We start from the raw sequence: 23655 nt of genomic DNA on the forward strand, positions 1-23655 counted from the left end.
AACTGGGCTGAGATTACTAAAGATCTCAGCCCTTCTTCTTTAGGAGGAACAAATGAAACAAGAACAGGTTTACTACTGGGCTCATGCCAATGGAGACAAGCCAGGCCCATGGCAAACAATAGAGGGCACCCCCAAAAGCGCTATCGAGAAAGCGACGCTGTTAGGTGCTGCATTCTTTTCGACGTTTGGATTTGAGTACGAACCGGCGAAAGACAAAGAAGAGCCATACCGATATGGCGATCTTGTCTTCGACTTTGATAACGAAGACGATCCAGAAATTGCAAGAGAGCATGCAATTGAGTTGGTCCGTCACTTAATGCGGTATGACGTCGATCCTGAAGACCTGCGTTATTTTCTGTCCGGAAAAAAAGGGTTTCATGTCGCTATCCCGCACTACATCATAGGATCCAGCAAAGGAGACCCCATGTTACCAAAAATATACAGTAAAATCGTGGACTACATGATTGTTCGGCTTTGGATGGATGGACCATGTACCATTGATACTAGCATGTATGCGATGGGAAAAGGAAAGCTCCTTCGCATGAAAAATGTCAAACGTGACAACGGGGCCTACAAAGTTCCCATCACATGGTCAGAATTGCAGGGTACAAATTACCAAGAGCTAATCCTTAAAGCTTCTGCCCCTAGAGAAATACTTTTAAAACCGTATGATTGGACCACCTCCGACAAACTCTTTGTACTGTATACGAGCTTCAAACGACGCGAACACGAGCCTAGCAGTAGTAAGCTAGTTGATGCAGCAAAGTTTGTTAAAAGGTGTGGATTTGTCCGTCACTGCCTTGAAAATGCAGCACATCTTGAAGAGCCCAAATGGCATGCTCTACTATCAATCGTCAAAGGCTTGGGCAATGATGGCATCTGGCTGGCTCATGATTTAAGCTGCACTTATCGCGACTACAAGCATCAAAATATACTTCATAAGATGGAGAGGGTTGAACCAAACTATAGCTGCGAAAAGATTAAAGCTAATCTCTATAACTGCGGATGTAATTGTGGGGTATCATCTCCTTCAAAATTATGGACTAAAGCGTCATCCCAAGAATCACAAGATGCCATCAAGCATACTGATTCTACCAAGTTATTGGAAATAACCGACCAGTTAGATTTATATCCTTCAAGTGAAGGTATACCATATGCCGACATTGTAATCGACAATTGTCGGAAGACATTCCAGATAGAGACCAAAGAATTCAAGAACTTAATTGGATTCCTTTTTTATCGATCTGCAGGAAAACCACTCAAAAACACTCTTGCCGCTGACCTGATACAGGACCTTACCGCCAGAGCTATTCATGGGCCACATGAGCCGCGCAAGATATATACACGAATAGCTCATGTTGATGACGCAGTGTACATTGATCTGTGCGACGATTCGTGGAGAGCTATTGAGATCACAGCTAACGGTTGGAGTATCATCAACACCCCACCAGTTCGATTTCGCCGCCTTAAAAGCATGCAGCCTTTAAACGAACCAATTCGTGGTGGACAAGTAAGTGAACTGATAAACCTGCTCAACATAGATGAAGAAGAAGCAATTCTGGTCATAGCATGGTTACTTGGGACCTTATGCCCTGGGCCATTTCCTATTCTCACCCTCGAAGGAGAACAAGGGACAGCAAAGAGTTCGACCACACGAATGTTACGGCAACTAATAGACCCTTCAATCGCCCCCACACGAGCAACACCTAGAAACCTACAGGACCTAATCATTGCGGCTAGCAGTTCCCACATACTCGCCCTCGACAATATGTCAGGCGTTCCTTTGTGGCTATCAGACGCTCTCTGCAGGATTGCTACCGGGGATAGCTTTGCAGCACGCAAGTTATTTACCAATGATGAAGAGTCTATCATTTCAGTAATAAAACCCATCATTCTAAACGGGATTGATCAAATAGCTGAACGGCATGATCTGGCAGACAGGAGCCTTCGTGTCTCACTTCCGGTCATCCCCGCTCACAAACGTAAACCAGAAGCCCTATTAGATGCTGCCTTTAAAGAAGCTGCCCCGAAAATCCTTGGAGGACTTTGTGAGGGTGTTGCTTGTGCACTAAAAAATAGGCACAAGGTTAAAACCAACAACCTTCCCCGAATGGCTGACTTCGCACTCTGGTGCTATGCGGCTGAAGAAGTGATGCCATGGGAGGAAGGTGAGTTTCTGGAAAAGTATACCTTAAACCAGAATGAATCCATTCAAAGTGCTCTGGAATCGGATGATATAGCTAACTCTATCAAGCTGTTAATGAAAAGAACAAGCTTCTGGCAAGGTAGCCCTACGGAATTACTGAATGAACTCACAGGTATTATAGATGAGAAGATTTCTCAGCTTAAATACTGGCCTAAAACACCTGCAATGTTAGGTAGGCGACTTACGCGCACTCAAGCATTCCTTAGAAAGTCAGGTATTGATATAACCAGAGAAAAAGGTGGAAACCGGATTATCACGATCCGCACAACTTCTGAGCATAAAGATACCCCGACAGAGAAACTAAGCATCGATACCCTCTTTGAATAATAAATGGGAGATCCGGGTTCCCCCGGATCTCCTAAATACACCTACTTTTGCGGTTAATGCGGTTATGGCGGTTATCTGCAAAACTTTAATGTCTGCATAACTTATTTTTTACTTATTTTTCATATATGGCAATAATCATATTTTTTAATATTACTGCCCTATCCGCCCTAACCGCCAAAAAAGCTCTATATAGCAATGTGCTTCTAAGCATCGAGCACAAACAGATAGCTCCCTCCTCAACAGCCATCGATATTCTCCGTTTCGCGACATCTTGATCTACCACTGACAGCAAGCAATGACTCATATCTCGAAATAGAATAACCGTTGAAGGGTACTGCCTTCGACAGCTTTATATTTGAATTTTTAGACCATCATGAAGCGATTCCACACGCACCTAAAATACACTTGATAAAGTATTTACCCATAACAGTCTAAGCAAAAGTAAGAACCTAGTGATAAGACTGGACTTTAGGTCTCCAGCTGAATTCATGTACCCCTATCACACCAACATCAGAAACAAAATATTCAAATCGACAAACGATAACCATGTAAGCACTTACCACTTCCTGACCAATTACGCCGGTATTCTTGACGGATAGCGGACATGGGGCGTAAGAGTCTTATCAACTAACAACGTTCATCAAACTAGACTCCCCTATAATAGAAATAGCCTTGTTGATATATCTATTAAACTACGCAGATAACCTTGACTCTTCGGAGAATACTAATCGCCATGGCGCAACTCGAACATATAGAAGTCATCGAAAAAAGACTGTGGACCGCAGCGGACACCATGCGGGCCAACTCAAACTACGCTAGTAATGAATACTTTCTGCCCGTCATGGGTCTCATATTTCTCAGGCACGCATACAGCCGATTCCTGGCAGTAAAAGACGACATTGAAGCGAACCTCCCCAAGCGTGGAGGTAAGACCAGACCTCTGACCAAGGAAGACTTCTCACAAAAGAGTTCAATTTTCCTGCAACCTAAGGCTCAGTTCGACTCACTGGTTTCCCTTAGTGATGCTGACGATCGAGCCAAAGCGATCATTGAAGCTATGGAATCCATCGAAGCTGACTATGAAAGCCTGCGTGGTGTACTGCCTAAGAGTGAATATCAGGAACTTGATAACGACGTTCTGGGACAGCTGCTGCGGACCCTGAACCCGGATGAACTCAAAAAGGTCAAAGGCGATGTCTTTGGTCGTATCTACGAATATTTCCTGACCCAGTTCGCAGACCAGAAAGCTCATGATGGTGGTGAATTTTTTACACCGATCTCCATCGTCTCCCTGATCGCCAATATTCTGGAGCCGACACACGGTACGATCCTCGACCCTGCCTGCGGTTCCGGCGGTATGTTTGTACAGAGTGCCCGGGTGGTTGAACGTCTGCATCAAAATCCCAGTGAAAAACTCACCTTCATGGGACTGGAGAAGAACGCGACCACCATCCGTCTGGCAAAAATGAACCTTGCTGTGCATGGGCTGGAAGGCGATATTCAGAGAGCTATCACTTATTACCAAGATCCGCATGAACTGCTCGGCAAAGCTGAATACGTCATGGCGAACCCGCCCTTCAACGTGGATGAAATTGACGGAGACAAGGTCAAGAAAGACCCACGCCTCCCCTTTGGTCTGCCTGGAGTAAGTAAGGGGAGTAAAGACAACCCCGACAAGAAGGGGAAGATATCAAACGGTAACTACGTTTGGATCAGCTATTTCTACAGCTACTTAAGCGAGACAGGCAAAGCCGGATTCGTAATGTCTTCTCAGGCATCAAGTGCCGGTAAGGATGAGGCCAAGGTGCGCCAGAAGCTTATTGAGACCGGGGATGTCGACGCCATGGTAGCTATCCGCTCAAACTTCTTCTACACCCGCACCGTACCTTGTGAATTATGGTTCCTGAATCGCAATAAGCCCGAAGAGCACAAAGACAAGGTGCTCATGATTGATGCCCGCAACATCTATCGCAAAGTCACACGCAAGATTTACGACTTCAGTCCGGAACAGGAACAGAATATTTTAGCCATTGTCTGGCTGTATCGCGGACAGGTGGACAAGTACCTTGATCTGGTAGCCGGTTATTGCCAGCGCATGCTCGCCGAGGGAGAAGGCTGCTTCAGCGGACATGGAGAAAACGGTGAAACCATAAAGCCCTTACCTGAATTCACAGCTTCGCTGGATGGACTGTTAGCCACAATGAAACCTTTCGTGGAATCACTCGCTGCGGACTCCCCTCATACCGAACCGCTCAAGGAATATGAAACCGCCTTGGCCGCATTTCATAAGGATGTGGACGGATTCAAATCATCCATCGCTAAACAAATGGATGCATGGAAGGGTCAGGGCCTCAGCAACGGAAAACTGAAAAAAGCCGTTGAACGTCTTGCCCCACTAGCTGAAACCAGCCGCGACTTGGTCAAACAGACCGACCTGCTCTACAAGCTGGCCTGCAAGCTCATTGAGACCTGCGAAACTGAATGCGCGGCTAAAGCCTGTGACACTTGGGTCAACAGAGACATCACCCGTACCCGCAAGGCTGCGGATCAAGCCCGTAAGCTGGCCGTGGAAGAACTCAAGCAGGTTCGTTATTTCCAGCGTCAAGCTCGTTGGCTGACAGAGCGTTTTCCTGAAGCGCAGCTTTGCGATGTTGATGGATTGGTCAAGCTTGTAGATCGTGCCACGCTTAAAGCCCATGACTGGAGCCTTACTCCCGGTCGCTATGTCGGTGTAGCCCCTGAAGAAGTGAACGAAGATTTTGATTTTGAAGAAGCTCTTCGGGATATCCATGTGGAGTTGGAAGACTTGAATAATGAAGCAGTGCAGCTTGCAGCTACTATTAAGAAAAATTTTGAGGAGCTGGGAGTATGAGTTGGCCTCGCACAAAACTCGAATTACTAGCAGCTAACAAAAAGTATGCTTTCGTTGGGGGACCATTCGGTTCTAAGCTCACCTCACGGGACTATGTCGCTACTGGCACACCTGTTATTCGTGGGTCAAACCTCAACAATGGGCGCAACCTTGATCTTACCGATTTCGTATATGTTTCGGACTTTAAGGTACAAGAAGATCTTTCTAGCAATTTAGCCTATCCAGGAGATCTCGTATTTACGCAAAGAGGGACTCTCGGACAGGTTGCACTTATCCCTATAGAAGGTGAATTTGAGCGATATGTAGTATCACAGAGCCAAATGAAGATGACCGTAAATGAGCATAAGGCTGATCCACTCTTCTTATACTACTATTTTTCAAGCCATGAAGCTGTAAACAGAATCCTGAGTTATACTTCTTCATCAGGAGTTCCGCATATAAATCTTACTGTGTTGCGTAATTTTGAAGTACCAACCCCTCCACTCAAAATTCAAAATAGAATAGCATCAGTTCTATCCGCATACGACGAACTCATCGAAAACAACCGCCGCCGCATCCAGCTGCTCGAAGAATCGGCACGCCTGCTCTACAAGGAATGGTTCGTGCGGCTTCGCTTTCCGGGACACGAGCATGTTAAGGTTGCGGATGGTGTGCCGGAGGGGTGGGAGAAGAAACCGCTTTCGTATATCGCAAATATCACTATGGGCCAAAGCCCTAAGTCAGAATTTTATAATACTGATGGATTAGGTATACCCTTCCACCAAGGCGTAAAGGACTTTGGACATCGTTTTCCATCCAACAATACATACTGCACGGCTATGAAACGAATCGCTGAGGCAGGAGATATTCTTTTTAGCGTAAGAGCCCCTGTAGGCAGAATAAACGTCGCGACTGAAAAGATAGTAATAGGACGTGGCCTTTCTGCAATTAGAAGTATCCGTAACCAGCAGAGCTTTCTCCTTTACAATCTTAAAAATCACTTCTTCAAAGAAGACATGATAGGTGCAGGAGCGATATATGCGGCAATAACAAAAAAGGATTTGTACAACGTTGAGCTGCTTCAACCAAGCGATAGTATTATTGAAATGTTTTTGGATCATGTGAATCCGATCGATAGACAAATTGATGTGATCACTAATCAGACTGCGGCACTGGCCCAAGCCCGCGACATCCTAATCCCCAAACTAATGAATGGCGAGGTGGGTGTATGAGCAGTCTTAAGGTGATCGAGAAGAGAGTCTTTGAGGATCTCTTTGGTATTGCAGGTGGAATTGTACTCGACTTCTCAAACAGGTCCTTTGCCGATTTCTTCCGTGATACTGCCAAAATCGATATCTATACAGATAAATACGCATTCAACGGAGACTCCAAGGCCAAGCGTTTACGGGCATTTTGGGAGACCGAACCAGATCTGGTCGTCGGTAATATTCTAAACGATCTGCTGGAAATATGGCAGTACAATACCTCAAAGGATGAACAGACGGCAGCGGCTCAACAGTATAAACGTGCGGTGGACATTGTCGCCCGGTTATCCGGTAAACAAACAGAGAAAGAGCCAACTGAGCAGGAATTCCTTCACCGACAATATCAAGATATTTCAGTCAAGAATCTTTCCTTAGACCCAAGCTTGGTGCCAGTGCTTGAAAGCCGCCTAACGGAGGCGCAGCACTGCTTAGAAAGCGCACCACTCGCAACCATTTTTCTGTGCGGCAGTATTTTGGAAGGCATTCTACTGGGGGTTGCCCTGCAAAAGCCGAAAGAATTCAATCAAGCGACCAACGCCCCCAAGGACAAAGACAAGAAGGTCAAACAATTCCACAAATGGTCATTGGCACAGTTTATTGATGTCGCGTTCGGGCTAAAGCTTTTAAAGCTGGACGTTAAAAAGTTCAGCCACGAGCTGCGTGATTTCCGTAACTACATCCACCCATACGAACAACTCGCGTCAAGATTTGAGCCGGATAAGCATACGGCTGAAATCTGCCTGCAAGTCCTGAAGGCTGCCATAGCAGATTTATCAGGAGGGCGGAATTAATAGTGAAACCCATGTATATCGTAAGAGACACGAAAGTGAATAACTCCAGCAAAGCTGCTCTCAAATTCTAAAGAACCTATTGCTCATCTGAAAAAGGAGAATGAATCGAATGATAGCCCAACAAGAACATCTGTTAACTTTTCTAAAAAATGCTCCACAACTTATCATCCCCATATATCAGAGGATGTACTCCTGGACAGAGCAAGAATGCAGCCAACTCTGGAACGACATCATTCGTGTCGGATCAAATGAAGAGATCGGAACCCATTTTGTCGGTTCTGTGGTTTACATTCAAAACTCAGTTGCTAGAAACGCTCCCCTGCTGGTCATTGATGGACAGCAACGGTTGACCACCATCACTCTGCTGCTTGAAGCTCTTGCCCGCAATATTGCTGAGGCAGAGCCTAGCGATGGATTCTCCGAAGAACAGATTAGAAGCTATTACCTTACCAATCCATTTGAGAAAGAAGAGAATAAGTACAAGTTAATCCTGACCCAAACAGATAAGGACACTCTAATATCCTTACTTAGAAGCAGCCCACTTCCTGCTGAAAATTCATTACGAGTCATGGGGAACTTCGAGTTCTTTAATAAACGAATCAAAACACTCAATGGGGACATTGAACATCTTTGTAAGGGACTTGAAAAACTACAGCTTGTTGAAGTGGCTTTGGATAAGGCCCATGATAACCCGCAGCTAATCTTTGAAAGCATGAACTCCACAGGCCGGGAATTGAGTCAGGCGGATCTAATCCGTAACTTTATCCTTATGGGGCTTGAGCCTGAAATTCAGACCAATCTCTATAATGATTACTGGCGACCGATGGAGGTCAATTTCGGACAGGAAGCATACGGAGCCCAATTCGATAGCTTCATGCGTCATTACCTTACCTACAAGACCGGCTCCATCCCCAATGTCAGCGCAGTATACGAAGCATTCAAGGCTTACTTCAGAACCCCTGATATTCAACGGGCCGGTGTAGAAGAGGTAGTGAAGGACCTCAACACATTCGCAGACTACTACTGCAGAATGGCCTTAGGCAGGGAACAGGATAAGAAGCTAGCCGAAGCTTTTCATGATCTTCGGGAGCTCAAAATTGAAGTCGCATATCCTCTTCTGCTGGAATTTTACGCCGATCATGTAGCGGAAGCTCTGACACTGGATGAATTTGAATCGGCAGTCCGGATGATCGAATCATACGTATTCAGAAGGTCAGCCTGCGCTATCCCCACAAACTCCATGAACAAGACATTCGCGAATTTTAATAAAGGTCTTAAGAAGGATCGCTACCTCGAAAGCATCGCGGCCAACTTTCTCTTACTGCCCTCATATCGCAGATTTCCGGCTGATGAAGAGTTCAACCGAGAAATCAAAGTACGCGATCTCTACAACTTTAGGAATAAAAGCTACTGGCTGCGGCGCATGGAGAACGATGGCCGTAGAGAACGTGTGTCAGTCAACGATTACACTATCGAACACATCATGCCCCAGAACAAGAATGTGCCCCAGCATTGGCGTGATGAATTGGGAGCTGACTGGAAGAGAGTTCATGACACATGGCTGCATACTCTGGGGAACCTCACTCTCACAGGGTACAACTCCGAATACAGCGACAACAGCTTCACGGACAAAAAAGGCATGGAAGGTGGCTTTGCTGTGAGTCCCCTCAAACTCAATGAAGGGCTTGGCAGCACGACAGAATGGAATGAAGAGTCAATCAAGAAACGCGCCGACAAGCTCGCTTTAAAGGCCATCGACATATGGAATTTCCCATCTCTTGATGAGGATATACTTGATGCATACCGTCCTACCACTCAAGAGGGAAAGACTTACAGCATTGACGACCATGAATACCTTTCCGGTGGGGATTCCAGAATTCTGTTTGATAAGCTGAGGACAGAAGTTCTGGCTCTTAACCCCTGTGTTAGCGAAGATTTCTTGAAACTATACGTAGCCTACAAAGCTGAGACAAACTTCGTTGATGTGGTCCCACAAAAAAGCAGACTGCGTCTGTCATTGAATATGAAGTTCCACGAAATCCAAGATCCACGAGGTCTTTGTAGAGACATCACCAACGTAGGCCGCTGGGGTAACGGAGATGTAGAGGTCGGCCTGGAATCACTGGATGATCTTCAATATGTAGTTGGTTTGATTCGACAAGCTCTTGAAAAGCAGCTAGGAAATGGTGATTAAGAGACAAATAATGAGACTTTAATACATTATCAACACAATTCGTCCTAGGCTGCCCAGCCACAGCTACTTCGAATAGGGTAAGCGTATGATCAAAAAGATTAAATCAATCAAAAAGTTCGGTGTATTCCAAAATTTCGACTGGAATACGGAAGTTTGTGATGAATCTGGTAGCCCACGCGACTTACAGCACATCAACATTATCTATGGCAGAAACTATTCAGGAAAGACTACTCTTTCACGAATTCTGCGTGCTATGGAGACAGGCGATATCTCTGACAAAGTCGAGGCCCCAGAGTTTAGTGTAGCTTTAGCCGATGGATCTATAGTGACTCAAGAAACCTTGCGCGGTCACAATAAAGCTATTCGAGTCTTTAACGATGATTTCGTCCGTGATAATCTACGCTTTATCACCAACCCGGATGACAATATCGAACCATTTGCTATTCTTGGTGACGATAACAATAAAATCGAGCAGGAAATAAAAACACTTGAAGCAGAGCTTGGCTCAAAAGAAGAGGGAAATGAGTCGGGGCTATACGCCCAGCGAGCAGCGGCAAACACCGCCCAGATCAATGCAGACCGTATATATCGAAAAGCGGTTACGAATCTCGACAAACAGTTAAAAGACAAAGCGACGAGCCAAAAGATAGGAATCAAATATAATCCAGAACGCTTTGGTGACCAGAACTATAACATCAAGAAACTCAAGGCAGAAATCGAAAAAGTTCTAAGCCCAGAATATAATCAGCCAAATCCTGAAGAACTGACGCAAAGCGAAAAACTAATCCTAGAACAAACTCTGCCACCTATTGAAACATTTCATGCTCCAGCACTTAATTTTGAAGTCTTAGTTAAGGACACAGAACTCCTTGTAACCAAAAAGATCAGTGACTCAGATAAAATTGAAGAGCTGGTAAAGGATGCTGTTTTAAATCGCTGGGTTAATGATGGTCGTACTCATCATAAAGGCAAACGTAAGGAGTGTGCATTCTGCGGCAACCCCATCTCCGAGAAACGCTGGCAGGAATTGGACAAACATTTTGATGAAGAATCAGAACGTCTTGAAAAAGACATTAATGCGCTGATTATCAGAATCGAATCGGAGAAGAAAACAATAAACGCTGCTCTGCATATCGACAAATCCCATTTCTATTCCAAATTCCATAGCTTACTTGACGAGGTAGACAGCACTCTCAAAGAAAGCATTACCCAGTACAACCAATCATTAAATGGGCTAATCGCTCAACTCAAAGCTAGAAAAGAAGATATTCTGAACCCAATAGAATTTAAAGCACATGCTGCTCCCTCCGCAGAGATAGAGACTGCATGGGGTGAGTACAAATTAACCTGTACTGCTTCTAACAGCTTCACAACCTCTTTAAACACTGAACAAAAACATGCCAAGGTAGCTCTACGATTGAAAGAAGTCTCGGATTACCTGATTACAATTGGCTATAGTGAACAGCAGTCTTCGATAAAGGAGCTCAAAGAGAAACTCGAAAAAGCCAACGAGAACAAAAAACAAGTCGAAGGACTTATCATCAGCAGAGAGGAATTGGTATCCTCCAAAAAACGTGAACTTAACGATGAGGAGAAAGGCGCAAAGAAGGTCAATGAATACCTTAACAACTTCTTTGGGCATCGATTTCTCACGCTTGAAGCTAAACAGGATACTATTTCTGGAGCTGAATCTAAACGAATTCGTTTTGAGGTAATCCGTAATGGTAAAAAGGCCTACCATTTAAGTGAAGGCGAATGCAGCCTGTTAGCATTTTGCTACTTCCTTGCAAAACTTGATGACATCGACACCCGAGATTCAAAACCGATCATCTGGATTGACGACCCTATTTCATCGCTTGATGGGAACCATATCTTCTTCATATACAGCCTTCTGAATGCAGAGATAGTTTCCGAAGATAAATTCGAACAATTATTTATATCTACACATAATCTTGACTTCTTAAAATATTTAAAACGGTTAAATGGAAAGTTTCTCAACCATAATGGGAAAATGCAGGACTACCAAAAAGCTTACTTTATTATATCTCGACAAGACAAGACATCTATTATTGGCCCTATGCCAAAATACCTTAAGGAATATGTCACCGAATTTAATTATCTTTTCAAGCAGATACACAGATGTGCAGCAATCCAAGCCGTTGACGACTCCAACTACGTCACCTTTTGCAACTTCGCAAACAATGCCAGAAAGTTCTTCGAGATTTATCTATACTACAAGTATCCAGATCAAGGGATGAACGAGCACACCTTATGTTTATTCTTCGGAGAATCAAAAGTCCCCGCTGTTTTGACTGACAGAATTAACAATGAGTATTCCCATCTGTGCGCGGTATTTGAAAGAGGAGCAACGCCAGTTGAAGTCCCAGAGATGCAGACGTCTGCACAACAAATTATTGAACGGCTTAAAGAAGATAGTGAGCAGTATTCAGCCCTGTTAAAAAGTGTTGGGATAGAAGAAATCATAGAAGAAGCAGCGGAAGCCTAGTCCTGAAGAAAATTACAGACATGACAGACTCTTATCAAGGATGGAAGTTGTAGTGACATCTAACAAATACACCGAAGACACCCTAGTCCAGCAAACCACAGCCGAGTACATGGAAACCCAACTCGGCTGGGAATCCGTGTACGCATATAATACCGAAACATACGGCCCAGACGGAACTCTGGGGCGAGGATCGGATAAGGAAGTTGTACTTACTCGATACCTGCGGGACGCCTTGGTAAAACTCAATCCAGGTCTACCGGATACAGCCTATGACGATGCCGTCCGTAAAATAACTACCGCTGTATCCAGCCAGACCATGCTGGCGACAAACCAAGAAAAGTACAAACTTATCGTGGACGGTGTACAGGTCAGATTCCGTAACGCTAAAGACGAGAGAGTTACGGAACGCCTCAAAGTGCTGGACTTTAACGATCCCGAAAACAATCGCTTCCACTGTGTGAGAGAGCTATGGATAAAAGGTGACCTTTACCGAAGGCGTGCGGACATAATCGGATTTGTAAACGGTCTTCCCCTGCTGTTCATGGAATTGAAGAATGTCCACAGGGATATACGGGCAGCTTACGAGCAGAATTTCAAAGATTATAAGGATACTGTCCCTCACTTATTCCACCATAACGCTATCGTAGTCCTCGCAAATGGAATGGATGCCAAGCTAGGTTCGGTCTCAAGCAAATTTGAGCACTTCAATGACTGGAAACGGTTGGACGAGGAAGATCCGGGCGTCGTGGACATGGAGACCTTACTGAAAGGAGTCTGTAACAAGGCTAACTTCATCGACCTCATGGAAAACTTCATCCTCTTTGACGAATCAGCGGGGGAACCACGTAAGATCCTTGCCCGCAACCATCAATTCCTTGGAGTAAACCGCGCTATAAGAGCAGTCGAAGACCGTAGCAACCGTATGGGTAAGCTTGGGGTCTTCTGGCATACTCAAGGGGCAGGAAAGAGCTACTCTATCGTCTTCTTCACCCGTAAAGTACATCGTAAACTGGGCGGCAACTTCAGTTTCGTCATCCTTACGGACAGAGAAGATCTGGATACCCAGCTATACAAAACATTTGCCGGATGCGGTGTTGTGGATAATGATCGTGATCCCTGCCGCGCTTCAAGTGCTCAGCATCTCAGTTCCCTGCTGACACAGCATAAAGCTTACGTCTTCTCGTTGATCCAAAAATTCAATCAAGAGGTTACATCAGCAGAAGGCTACACTGACCGAGATGATGTAATTGTAATTACTGACGAAGCACACCGCACTCAATATGGAACACTGGCCCTGAATTTACGCAATGCACTACCTAATGCCAGCTACATAGGTTTCACCGGCACTCCGCTCTTCTCTGACGACCAAATAACCCGTCGAGTCTTCGGTGAGTATATTTCGACATATGACTTTCAACGAGCAGTCGAAGATAAGGCTACTGTCCCCCTCTACTACGATGCCAGAGGGGAAAAATTAGGAATTGCCGTAAAGGACCTCAACGAACGCATAGCCGAGAAACTGGATGAACTGGAAATCGACGACATCGACGTAGAGCAGAGACTCCAAGGTGAGCTGAAACGAGACTACCACATCATTACCGCAGGCGACCGGTTAGATCAAATTGCCCAAGATTTTGTACTACATTATTCAAAAGCATGGGAGACCGGTAAGGTCATGCTGGTCTGCATTGATAAGATCACCTGCGTTAGGATGCATGGTCTTGTTTTAGATCATTGGAAGCAACGCATCGTAGACCTGGAAAAAGATCTTAAATCCGCAACTGATGATCAGGATGAAATTTATAGGCGCAGACAGATCCAGTGGATGAAAGACACTGTGACGGCTGTGATTGTAAGCGAAGAACAAGGTGAAGTTGAGAAGTTCCGTAAATGGGATCTCGATATCAAACCGCATCGACGCCTCATTAAAGAAGGCATTGATCTTCCCGAATCCATGCGCAGCAAGCCTCAATTCAGAAACATGCAGCGGATGGGACTTGAAGATGCTTTCAAAGAAACTGAGCATCCATTCCGAATCGCTATAGTCTGTGCCATGTGGCTTACTGGGTTCGATGTTCCAAGTCTTTCTACTCTTTACCTCGATAAACCACTCAAAGCACATACCTTGATGCAGGCCATTGCTCGTGCCAATAGAGTCAGCGATGGGAAGAACAATGGCTTAATTGTAGACTACTGCGGCATACTGAAGAATTTACGTAAGGCACTAGCAACATTTGCTGGAACTGTTGATACTGGGCATGGCGGCGAAGGAGGAACTGGAGGAGAGGTTGATCCTACTAGGCCCGAAGAGGAACTTCTGGCCGAATTATCAGAAGCGATAGCCTTTGTCCGGGGCTTCCTGTCCAAGAATAATGCATCGCTAGACGATATTATTAACAAGACAGGCTTTGAGCGTAATGCTGCTATTCTTGCAGCCAAAGAGGCGGCTAACTTCAACGACCAGACCCGTAAAAGGTTTGAAGTTATGTGCCGGGAAGTCTTCAAGAAATTCAAGGCATGCATAAATGTCAAAGGAATCAACGACCACCGGGCAGACTATGATGCCATAAACGTGATTTACAAAAGCCTCCAGAAGGATAAAGAGAAGGCGGACATCTCAGACATTATCCGCCGTCTTCATGAAGTAGTGGATGAAGCGATTGAAGTAGACCACAGCCAAACCGGCCATGACAGTAAGCCATATGACATCAGTGCCATAGACTTCGACAAACTCAGGAAAGAATTCGAAACCAGCCCGAGACAACGTACAACGGTCCAAAGCCTAAAGGACGCCATTGAGCAGAAGGTAAACCGCCTCCTGATGCAGAACCCTTTACGGACAGATTTCCAACAGCACTATGAAGGCATCGTTGCCGAGTATAATAGAGAAAAGGATCGAGCTACGATCGAGAAAACCTTCGAGGCTTTGGTCAAATTTGTAGAGGTCTTAAATACTGAAGAGACCAGAGCTCTCCGTGAAGGCCTCACAGAAGAAACCCTTGCGATATTTGATCTCCTGAAAAAAGAAGATCTCCATAAAAAGGATATAAAACGGATAAAGGCTGTTGCGGTAGAACTGCTGGATAAGCTGAAATCCGAAAAGCTGAAGATAGATAACTGGAGAGCCAAAGAAGCCACACGGGATGCTGTCCGGACTGCCATTAAAGACTTCCTATGGGATGAAAGCATCGGCCTGCCCGTAGACTCATACGAAGAAAATGAAGTCCTCCAAAAGACAAATGAGGTATATACTCATGTGTTTAGAGCGTATCCTACTGTACCTTCTCCTTATTTTGGTGCTGTAAGTTAACGCATAAAAGCCCCTCTCCGGCAGCAAGCCTGGAAAGGGGCTGGAGCAGCATGAAGACACATTTAAATCACTGCGCCCAATAAGCACGCTTAGGGTTAATCCATCAAGTGAGCCGTACTACCCCAATCATAACCGTTTGGTTACGCGTACTCTAAATTTACCATTACCTTGGAAACTGACTTCACCTATCTCACGGTACTCCCCGTCTAGAGAGGCTCCAGCCCCACAAAATCCGCAGCCATCTATACCACTAACACTTATGATTCCTTGATTTTGGTATTTAATCGAATCCCAATCCATGGATATATCAACAGGACAATTATTATTATCAAACTTAAAAGACTGCCTGTTGTCCGAAGAGAGCTTAGATGGTTCACCCTTCTCAAAAAAATAGCAAGTAGATCCATTATCCTCGTTGATGCTTACCCCACTCAAGACTCTACCACCAGAGAAGTTACTAGCAAGTACGGCCTTACTATCTGGATTATAGAAGACCAGAAAACGTCTATGTCTATAGTCAGCGGGACACTCTGTAGATATGACTCCCAGCTTTTGAAGAGCAGGTTCTATTTCTTTCCGAGTCTCCTCCAATTTAACAGAAGAATACTTATCATAAGCAAACTTAATCCCATAATTTAATGATGCTAGTGAGGCATTCGCATACAGCCTCTTCATAGTGGATACAATAGAAAGAGAGTTGCCCTTCTCAGTCATTTTTTTATAGAAACGTTCATCTAAAAGATCTTTAATTTTAGTATCCGGTTTAAGCCGTGCTCCTATGTATACTACTTCAAATGTATCATCATTATTTATCTGAAATTGTATTGTTAACTCACTAGTAGGATCAAAACCATATCTACTAGCAAACTCTTCATCTTTGGTCCATTTTGCACTATTATGAACTAATGTTATATCAGCAGTAAAATTAACAATTTTACGCTTTAACTCTGTTTCAAACTCAGACCATTTGCGATTCTCCAGCCCCTGACAATTATCAAGGACGTCACCGATAGTGACACCTCGATCAAAATTCATATATCCATTCTTAACAACCGAAATATCGCTACCATCACAAGCACATAAACAGAGCAACGCAATCATTGCCACTATCCGCACAACGTTGAGGACCATTCGACTACTCCTTTAATATTTATCCATATTTATAATCACATCTAAACCATCACTTTGCGTATTCTTCAACACCTCTTAGCACCGATCAGTGCCTTTTCTCAAGTCAAAATACAACCATTCATGGGTTTGAAATAAGAGCAGAACTCCTCATGATTTGAATATGAGGAGATCAAGGTGAACAATTACGCTGAAATTATTGGACAAAACATACGAGAGTTACGAAAAAGCTTAAATCTAAGCCAGCAGCAAATGGCTGAGAAGGCAGAGATAAGCTATAAATATCTTGGGGAAATTGAGCGCGGCGTGGTCAATCTGTCAGTTGAAATTCTTATGAAGATTTCCGATGCGCTACAGATCACACCTGACAAACTACTCCAGCCCAAAAAGAAGCTGAACAGTACAGCCCTTGAAGCACAGGCCCTTCTAGGTGAATTATCTCCCAAACAGCTTGTAATCGCTTTAGATATGATTAAAGTACTCATAAAGCACTCCAATACCGACAATTAAAGCTGTCAAACGCTTTTCAAATAATCTCAGACATATATTACTCCTATAGAAAAGGATCTTTTTAATCTTTCAGTCCCTGCCCGGTCATCCGAGCGGGGACTTTTCTATTTCAGGAGGAGTCTATGAATGGAACCAACCTTTGTTCACCGGAAATCACAGATCTGGCCGGGGCGATGCTCAGGGTGCAGCAGGCTTTAAAGCCTGCCGCGAAGGATGGACAAAACAATTTTACAAACAGCAGATACGCTAGCCTGCAATCTGTTATGGAAACATGTCGTGAAGCTTTGCTGGCAAACGGGATCTGGCTGACTCAGTTGCCGGTACAGGTAGACAATGGGAGTCTTGGACTGGTCAGCAAAATCGTCCATGCGGAATCAGGGCAGTGGCAGTCCTCATTACTGGTCATGCCGTTACCCAAAGGTGACCCACAGGGCTATGGATCAGCCATGACTTATGCTCGCAGGTATGGTCTTGCAGCCTTGATTGGAATCGTTACCGAGCATGATGACGATGGAGAGGGATCGTGCCGCCCGCAAAACCAAAATAGCGGATACAATCCGGGTAGACATCTGGGAACACAGTCCTCGTCTACCCCGCAAAAGAAATCTCAGCCCTCTGAACCGGTCAACCCGAACCTGCCGCGTCTTGAGGGAGTGCAGTACCGTAAGGAGAATGCACGGGATGGCAAACCTTGTATTCTGGCAACCGGTAACACTCTTCAGCAGAAAGATTCACTACGTAAGGCCGGGTTTCGCTGGGATGGTAACCGCAAATTGTGGTGGAAATACGAACAGGCCGCATAGCCGGTAACAAAATTTAACGCAGCACATGAAGCGCGTCTCTTCGGAGGCGCGCTTTTTTGTTGTCCAAAGGAGCATCTATGGAACCCCTCAGTGACATTACAATTTTTCTGTCCACTTCCGGGCTCTCAAAATTCAACAACAAACTGGCTGAAGCTCAAAGGACGTTGACCAAACCGGAGCTGGTAGCCGTGCAGGAAATGCTTGAAGAAAACGTGAGCAATCAGACAGGACAAGGATATGGAGGCCACCTCTTTTACTGGACTCGTACAGCATGGGACGATCACCATCCTTTGGTCTCTCTGCTGGAATCGGTCCTAGAAGAACTCGATACCGTTGACTACAGCTTCCTGCGCATCGGTGAGGACGAAAGTGATTTCGAAACTCGCGGCGACTATTACAATAACCCTTTTGATAATCCAGACGGTCTGATCCAACAGGTCGTGTCAGGTAATTGCGGAGGATAACATGACCAATACAATCGAAGAAATTGAAAGACTCCGTCCAGCTGAGCTGGATGCTGGGTTGATCTTCAGCGGAAAGACTTCCGGACGCATGGTACAGGGATTTGGAGAGGCCTCATCATTCACCCCGAGTCTGGATGTCGAATACCTTTTTCATGAATCCAGCCGGGATGTGGTGGTCTGGTTCATGGACAGTTCCGACCCGATCTATCTGTTTGGACCGAGCGGCAGTGGTAAGACAAGTCTCATCAAGCAGCTTGCGGCCAAACTTAATTACCCGGTGTTCGAAATCACCGGCCATAGTCGTTTGGAGTTTCCGGAGATGGTCGGTCACCTGACTGTAGAAGAGGGCAGTATGGAATTTCAGTATGGACCTCTTGCTCTGGCAATGAAATACGGCGGTCTTCTGCTCTTGAATGAAATCGACATTATTGATCCGGCGACTGCGGCAGGACTGAACGGGATTCTGGACGGCGAACCGCTGTGCATTCCGGAAAACTCTGGAGAAATTATTCATCCGCATCCCATGTTCAGGTTTGCAGCTACAGCTAACTCTAATGGTGCAGCAGACGAAACCGGGCTTTATCAAGGAGTCGTTCGTCAGAATTTGGCTTTCATGGACCGTTTCTGGCTCTGTGAAATCGGCTACCCTACACCGGAAGCCGAGACTGAGCTACTCACCCGCAAGGCAAGGAACCTCCCAGAAAACATCCGTAAAAAGATGGTCGAGTATGCCAATTCCGTCCGTAAGCTGTTCATGGGCGAGGCATCAGGAAACCTTACCGACACCATTGAGGTTACCTTTTCTACTCGTACTTTGATCCGCTGGGCGGATCTTACTGTTCGTTTTCAGCCTTTAGCGCGGCAGGGAATCCAGCCGGTAACATACGCTTTGGATCGGGCTCTTGGGTATCGGGCCAGCCGGGAGACACGTACTGTACTGCATGAACTGGCCCAGCGTACTTTCCCTGTGGAAGACGGATCAGAATCAACACCATAAAGAATACACGCAAATTTCATGAGCGGGGCGGCTTCGGCTGCCCCGCTTCTATTTTGTGTAACTGAATGGAGGAAATCATGGAAAACAAGACTCGAATCACGGTCCTCAATCATATTTTGGCCTTGAATCTGGATGTAAGTATCTGGTCGGCCAGAAAGAAACTTACCCCTTCCGACTTCGGAGCAACCCAGCTTCCGCCGGAAGAGTTGGCTTCACTAGGGAGTAAGCGAATTTGCAATCCTGAAGATCTGCGTATTTTCGGTACTCTCAAATCTCGTGCTGTGAATATGCTTGATCGGCATGGCGTGCGTTTCCTCGGTGGCTGGGCCATTCCTGAAAAGGTCGCGGATGAAATCGAGAAGGAGCTAACGGCCATTGAAAAGGAGTTCTTCGCAGCCAAGGAAGACTTCCTCAGTCGCTATGATGAAGCTGTGCAGGACTGGATCAAGCAACATCCCGGTTGGGAAAAGCTCATCGGAAGCTCGACAGTCAGTGCTGAGTATGTGCGCTCACGGATCGGTTTCAAGTGGCAGTTCTTCAAGCTGACTGCTCCTGAAAAGAACTCCGTAAAGAAAGGACTCAAAGAAGAGGTTAACAAACTTGGCTCCACTCTCTTCGATGAAATCTCCAAGGCCGCAACAGATACATGGAATCGCTGCTATGCCGGAAAGGTCAAGGTAACACATAAGGCTCTCTCGCCGCTGCGGTCTATCCAGAACAAGCTTGATGGGCTTTCCTTTGTTGATCCCAGAGTCCTACCCATCACCGATCTCCTTCAGACGGCCTTCGACAAGGTCCCGTCCCGAGGATTCATCCGCGACGAGAATCTGCTCATGTTGCAGGGAGTCGTGTCTGTGCTTCGTGAACCGGCGTTGCTTGTGGAGAATGCGCAGAAGATTCTTGATGGGAGAACAGCCAAGGACCTTCTTGAAGGTCTAACCTCAATTCCAAAGTCATCTGTTACCAAGGCTACTTCTGAAAACCTCAAACAGAACCGCACCCCGCAAGCTGCATCACAGCAGCAGATCGACAGTCACGGGCTGTGGTGATCGGGGGAGTCATGAATAAAAAGTTACTCATGAAATCTTTGCCGTTGGTGGCGAGTGTGCTGGGACGCAAGTACGGAGTGCAGGTTCGCATAGGTGGAGACAAGGCTTTTACTGATGGAAAAGTAATTCAGCTACCTGCCATGCCACTGGATTGCGATGAAACTTTAACCCGCATGGCTAGGTCGTATCTTGACCATGAAGCCGCCCACATCCGCGAGACCAACTTCGAGTGGCTGAAGCTGGCTAAGCTCACTCCGTTTGAAATGCACATCTGGAATTCACTGGAAGACTGGAGGGTAGAGAACAAACTGGCCGAGCTCTTCCCCGGCTGTCGTCAAAACTTCCATTGGTTGATCCGCCACCTCTTTATTAATGATGGGAGCAATGCTCAGGCGGCTAAAATCGATCCGGCGACTTCCGTCTTAAATTGGTTGTTGCTGACTGTTCGCTCCTGGGATGTGGAAGAACTGGGTACCGAATGTACTCAAATAGCCTCAATTATCGATGCGCAATACCCTGACCTTACGGCCCGTTTAAACGGAATCCTACAAAAGGTCAGGTCCAAGTGCGACTCCACTCAAGATTGCATTCTCTACACAAGAGAAATCGTTGATCTGCTGAAGGCTTATCTCAAACAACTTGAGTCCAATGGACAATCAACACCGGCTAAGAAGCTTAAAAAGTTGCTGGATTCAAATTCCGGTAACCTTCCCAAAGACTTCGGAGAAGTTCTGGAAGAACAACTGGCAAGTCATGCTCCGGATGATGCAGAAGAAGGGCTTCGGGTTGCCAAGGATGGCTACAAAAAACTCACCGTGCTGGACGAAACTGAACTTGAACTGACCCGTAGGGCTTCCACTGCCCTCAAGTCACGTCTCCATGGAATTATTCAAGCCAAAACTATCAAACATGATCGCATCGGCAGGCGCGGACTGTTAAGTACTGCTCACCTATACCGTATCGCAGTAGGTAATCCCCGAATGTTCCGCAGCAGGCTGGAAAGTAGGAGCATCAGCACGGCTGTTCATATCCTTATTGATTGTTCTGGTTCAATGCGCAGGCGTATCGGACTGGCTTCGCAGATCAGTCATACCGTGGTTAGTGCTCTCAATTCCATCAACGGCGTAAACGTGGGAGTCAGTGCCTTTCCCGCAATCAGAACTCAAGGAGGAGAAAACTATGATGATCCTACTGTGGCTCCTATTCTAAATCATGGTCAGAAATTACACACCCGTTTCGGTGTAGCTGCTTCCGGCTCAACCCCACTGGGCGAAGTACTCTGGTGGACATTTCAGCAAATGATGCCGTTGCCGGAGAATCGCAAAATCATCCTCTGCATAACGGACGGTGTCCCGGACAATCCGGCCAACGCCCACCAAGCGATTAAAGACGGAAGCGCATACGGCTTCGAAATCTACGGTCTCGGAATAAAGTCCGAGGCCGTTTTTAATTTGTTCCCCGGAAAAAGCAGAGTCATTACCGAATTACCGGACTTGGCTCCGGCCATGTTTGACCTGCTTCAGGAATCTTTAACCAAATAAAAAAGGAGAAACCGCAATGTCTGAAGATAATCCCTTATGCCCCAATTGCTGTACCGCAACCTTCGTCGTACTTGTCAACAATACGCAGAAAATCGGAACCGCAGTTGGTGGAGTAGCCGGAGGCGCAGCAGGATACGCCGGTGCAACTTCCGGAGCTGCAACAGGTGCGGCTATCGGGTCCGTGGTTCCAGTCATAGGTACCGGGATCGGTGCCCTCGCAGGCGGACTGGCAGGAGCCATGGCCGGATTCTTGGCCGGTTCCAAAATCGGAAATGAAATTGGCGAACATGTGGATCGTCATATGATCGGCCTGTACCGCTGCAACCGTTGCGGTACTCAGTTTGAATCTTAAACGCGGAGGTTAATATGAAAGATTTACTTACTTTTGTCGGCGGAGTCGCTGTCGGTATTCTGGCTGCTGCTGGAATTTATGCTGCAGTGGACGATGAATCTGATATGACTTGTAGAAATGCGCATACTGACTCTGAAGAGATGGAAGACCAGGATGAGGAATCTGTAAATGACGGAGCTGATGAATTGTTGGAACCTGATGGGAGTTAAACTTAATGGTAATGCCACCGGGGGAACCCGGCGGCATTATCTTTCACGCCTAATTTGGCGGTGCGAAAGAGATGGTATCTAAAAACCTTCAGAGTAAATTTTAATTTGCACTACCTTCTTGAATTATTGCATATATACCAATTGCACACTCCTTTTATTTGTCTCATGAAAGCAAAAAATCAAAGGAGAAGCTATATATGAAACTCAATCACGCTATTAAATCATTCCTACAGCACTGTTCATTAGAAAGATCTTTATCCCCGTTAACTTTAAATGCATATCAAAAAGACCTTGCTCAGTTTCAAGATATCACAAAATCAAAACATTATAATGTAAACGATTTAAATAAAGAACTAATTAGATCATACCTATCAATAATAAATGATGGATATAAACCAAAAACTCTAAAGAGAAAGCTTGCTACTTTGAAATCATTCTTTAATTTTTTAGAAAGAGAAGACGTAATACCTGTAACGCCATTTAGAAAGCTTCATATCAAGATTGATCGGTCAAAACAGTTACCCAAAACAATCAAAGAGTCATCGCTATCTAAAATTTTAAAATATGCATATCTAGAGCAACAAAAATTTTGTCCTACGAGCAAGTCATACAGAGAAGCAACTAGAGATATTTGTGTGTTAGAACTATTATTTGCAACTGGGATAAGAGTTTCAGAACTATGCAATATTTCTACTACAGAAATTGATCTCAAAAATAATAAATTAAAAATAAATGGCAAAGGCAATAAACAACGAATGATCCCACTGTGCGAAAAAAAATCACTTAAAATTCTAAAAGAATATACCCGCCTTTACGCATACGAATTACATAATTCAACATCATTCTTCCTAAACAGATATTTACGCCCACTCTCTGACCAGTCTGTACGACGAATTATCAAAAAATACAGTGCAATTGCCGGAGTTACCGAAAACATTACCCCTCACATGTTCCGTCACACCATAGCAACCATGCTTCTCGAAAACGGCGTAGACATAAGAAATATCCAAATATTATTAGGCCATAGCTCATTATCTGTCACAGAAATCTATACTCATGTAAGTCTTTCGTCGCAGCGGGAAATTTTGGTGAAGAAACATCCTAGGAAAAAAATTTAGTAAGGGAGGAAGTATCAATAACTGGAAATTATCT

Annotated in this window: 17 protein-coding genes; 16 read left to right on the forward strand and 1 reads right to left on the reverse strand. The window is 45.3% G+C overall.

Annotated features, from left to right (window positions below; all coding sequences use genetic code 11):
* Positions 1–52: 52 nt before the first annotated feature.
* From ACKU35_RS15570 to ACKU35_RS15600, 7 genes are all read left to right on the forward strand, one after another.
* Positions 53–2533, forward strand: coding sequence for a hypothetical protein (locus ACKU35_RS15570; RefSeq protein ID WP_319760603.1), 2481 nt, complete (start codon positions 53–55; stop codon positions 2531–2533).
* A gap of 733 nt (positions 2534–3266) precedes the next feature.
* On the forward strand, positions 3267–5405 hold the full coding sequence (locus ACKU35_RS15575) for an N-6 DNA methylase (protein ID WP_319760605.1): 2139 nt from the start codon (positions 3267–3269) through the stop codon (positions 5403–5405).
* Entirely contained in the window at positions 5402–6616 is a 1215-nt protein-coding gene (locus ACKU35_RS15580) for a restriction endonuclease subunit S (RefSeq protein ID WP_319760607.1), read from the forward strand. The genes ACKU35_RS15575 and ACKU35_RS15580 overlap by 4 nt, the downstream gene beginning before the upstream one ends.
* Complete coding sequence (locus tag ACKU35_RS15585) at positions 6613–7440, forward strand: hypothetical protein (protein WP_319760609.1); 828 nt, start codon at positions 6613–6615, stop codon at positions 7438–7440. The genes ACKU35_RS15580 and ACKU35_RS15585 overlap by 4 nt, the downstream gene beginning before the upstream one ends.
* A gap of 109 nt (positions 7441–7549) precedes the next feature.
* A complete protein-coding gene (locus tag ACKU35_RS15590; protein ID WP_319760611.1) occupies positions 7550–9634 on the forward strand; it encodes a DUF262 domain-containing protein in 2085 nt (694 codons plus the stop codon).
* An 85-nt stretch (positions 9635–9719) separates the two neighbouring features.
* A complete protein-coding gene (locus ACKU35_RS15595) occupies positions 9720–12140 on the forward strand; it encodes an AAA family ATPase (protein WP_319760613.1) in 2421 nt (806 codons plus the stop codon).
* A 52-nt stretch (positions 12141–12192) separates the two neighbouring features.
* The gene (locus ACKU35_RS15600) at positions 12193–15450 is read left to right on the forward strand and encodes a type I restriction endonuclease subunit R (protein ID WP_319760615.1); all 3258 of its coding nucleotides are present in this window, start codon (positions 12193–12195) and stop codon (positions 15448–15450) included.
* Between the two features lie 126 nt (positions 15451–15576).
* Here ACKU35_RS15600 and ACKU35_RS15605 read toward each other — a convergent pair whose 3' ends face one another.
* Complete coding sequence (locus ACKU35_RS15605) at positions 15577–16581, reverse strand: hypothetical protein (protein WP_319760617.1); 1005 nt, start codon at positions 16579–16581, stop codon at positions 15577–15579.
* Positions 16582–16755: 174 nt separating this feature from the next.
* On the opposite strand from ACKU35_RS15605, the gene ACKU35_RS15610 reads away from it, so the two are divergent.
* The 9 genes from ACKU35_RS15610 (at position 16756) to ACKU35_RS15650 (ending at position 23621) form a co-directional block, all read left to right on the forward strand.
* Positions 16756–17088, forward strand: a complete 333-nt coding sequence (locus ACKU35_RS15610) for a helix-turn-helix transcriptional regulator (RefSeq protein WP_319760619.1) — start codon at positions 16756–16758, stop codon at positions 17086–17088.
* Between the two features lie 122 nt (positions 17089–17210).
* Positions 17211–17891, forward strand: a complete 681-nt coding sequence (locus ACKU35_RS15615; protein WP_319760621.1) for an ERF family protein — start codon at positions 17211–17213, stop codon at positions 17889–17891.
* A 77-nt stretch (positions 17892–17968) separates the two neighbouring features.
* A complete protein-coding gene (locus ACKU35_RS15620) occupies positions 17969–18355 on the forward strand; it encodes a hypothetical protein (protein ID WP_319760623.1) in 387 nt (128 codons plus the stop codon).
* A 1-nt stretch (position 18356) separates the two neighbouring features.
* Entirely contained in the window at positions 18357–19352 is a 996-nt protein-coding gene (locus tag ACKU35_RS15625) for an AAA family ATPase (RefSeq protein ID WP_319760625.1), read from the forward strand.
* Positions 19353–19429: 77 nt separating this feature from the next.
* Entirely contained in the window at positions 19430–20401 is a 972-nt protein-coding gene (locus ACKU35_RS15630) for a DUF3150 domain-containing protein (protein ID WP_319760626.1), read from the forward strand.
* Positions 20402–20412: 11 nt separating this feature from the next.
* Entirely contained in the window at positions 20413–21942 is a 1530-nt protein-coding gene (locus tag ACKU35_RS15635; RefSeq protein ID WP_319760627.1) for a cobaltochelatase CobT-related protein, read from the forward strand.
* 16 nt (positions 21943–21958) lie between these two features.
* Positions 21959–22294, forward strand: coding sequence for a hypothetical protein (locus ACKU35_RS15640; protein WP_319760630.1), 336 nt, complete (start codon positions 21959–21961; stop codon positions 22292–22294).
* Between the two features lie 14 nt (positions 22295–22308).
* Positions 22309–22503, forward strand: coding sequence for a hypothetical protein (locus ACKU35_RS15645; protein ID WP_319760632.1), 195 nt, complete (start codon positions 22309–22311; stop codon positions 22501–22503).
* A gap of 197 nt (positions 22504–22700) precedes the next feature.
* Positions 22701–23621 carry a tyrosine-type recombinase/integrase gene (locus tag ACKU35_RS15650; protein ID WP_319760634.1) on the forward strand — a complete coding sequence of 307 codons (921 nt, stop codon included), beginning with the start codon at positions 22701–22703 and terminating at the stop codon, positions 23619–23621.
* Positions 23622–23655 lie beyond the last annotated feature (34 nt).

Origin of the sequence: Maridesulfovibrio sp. (assembly GCF_963676065.1) — a bacterium.
GTDB lineage: Bacteria > Desulfobacterota > Desulfovibrionia > Desulfovibrionales > Desulfovibrionaceae > Maridesulfovibrio.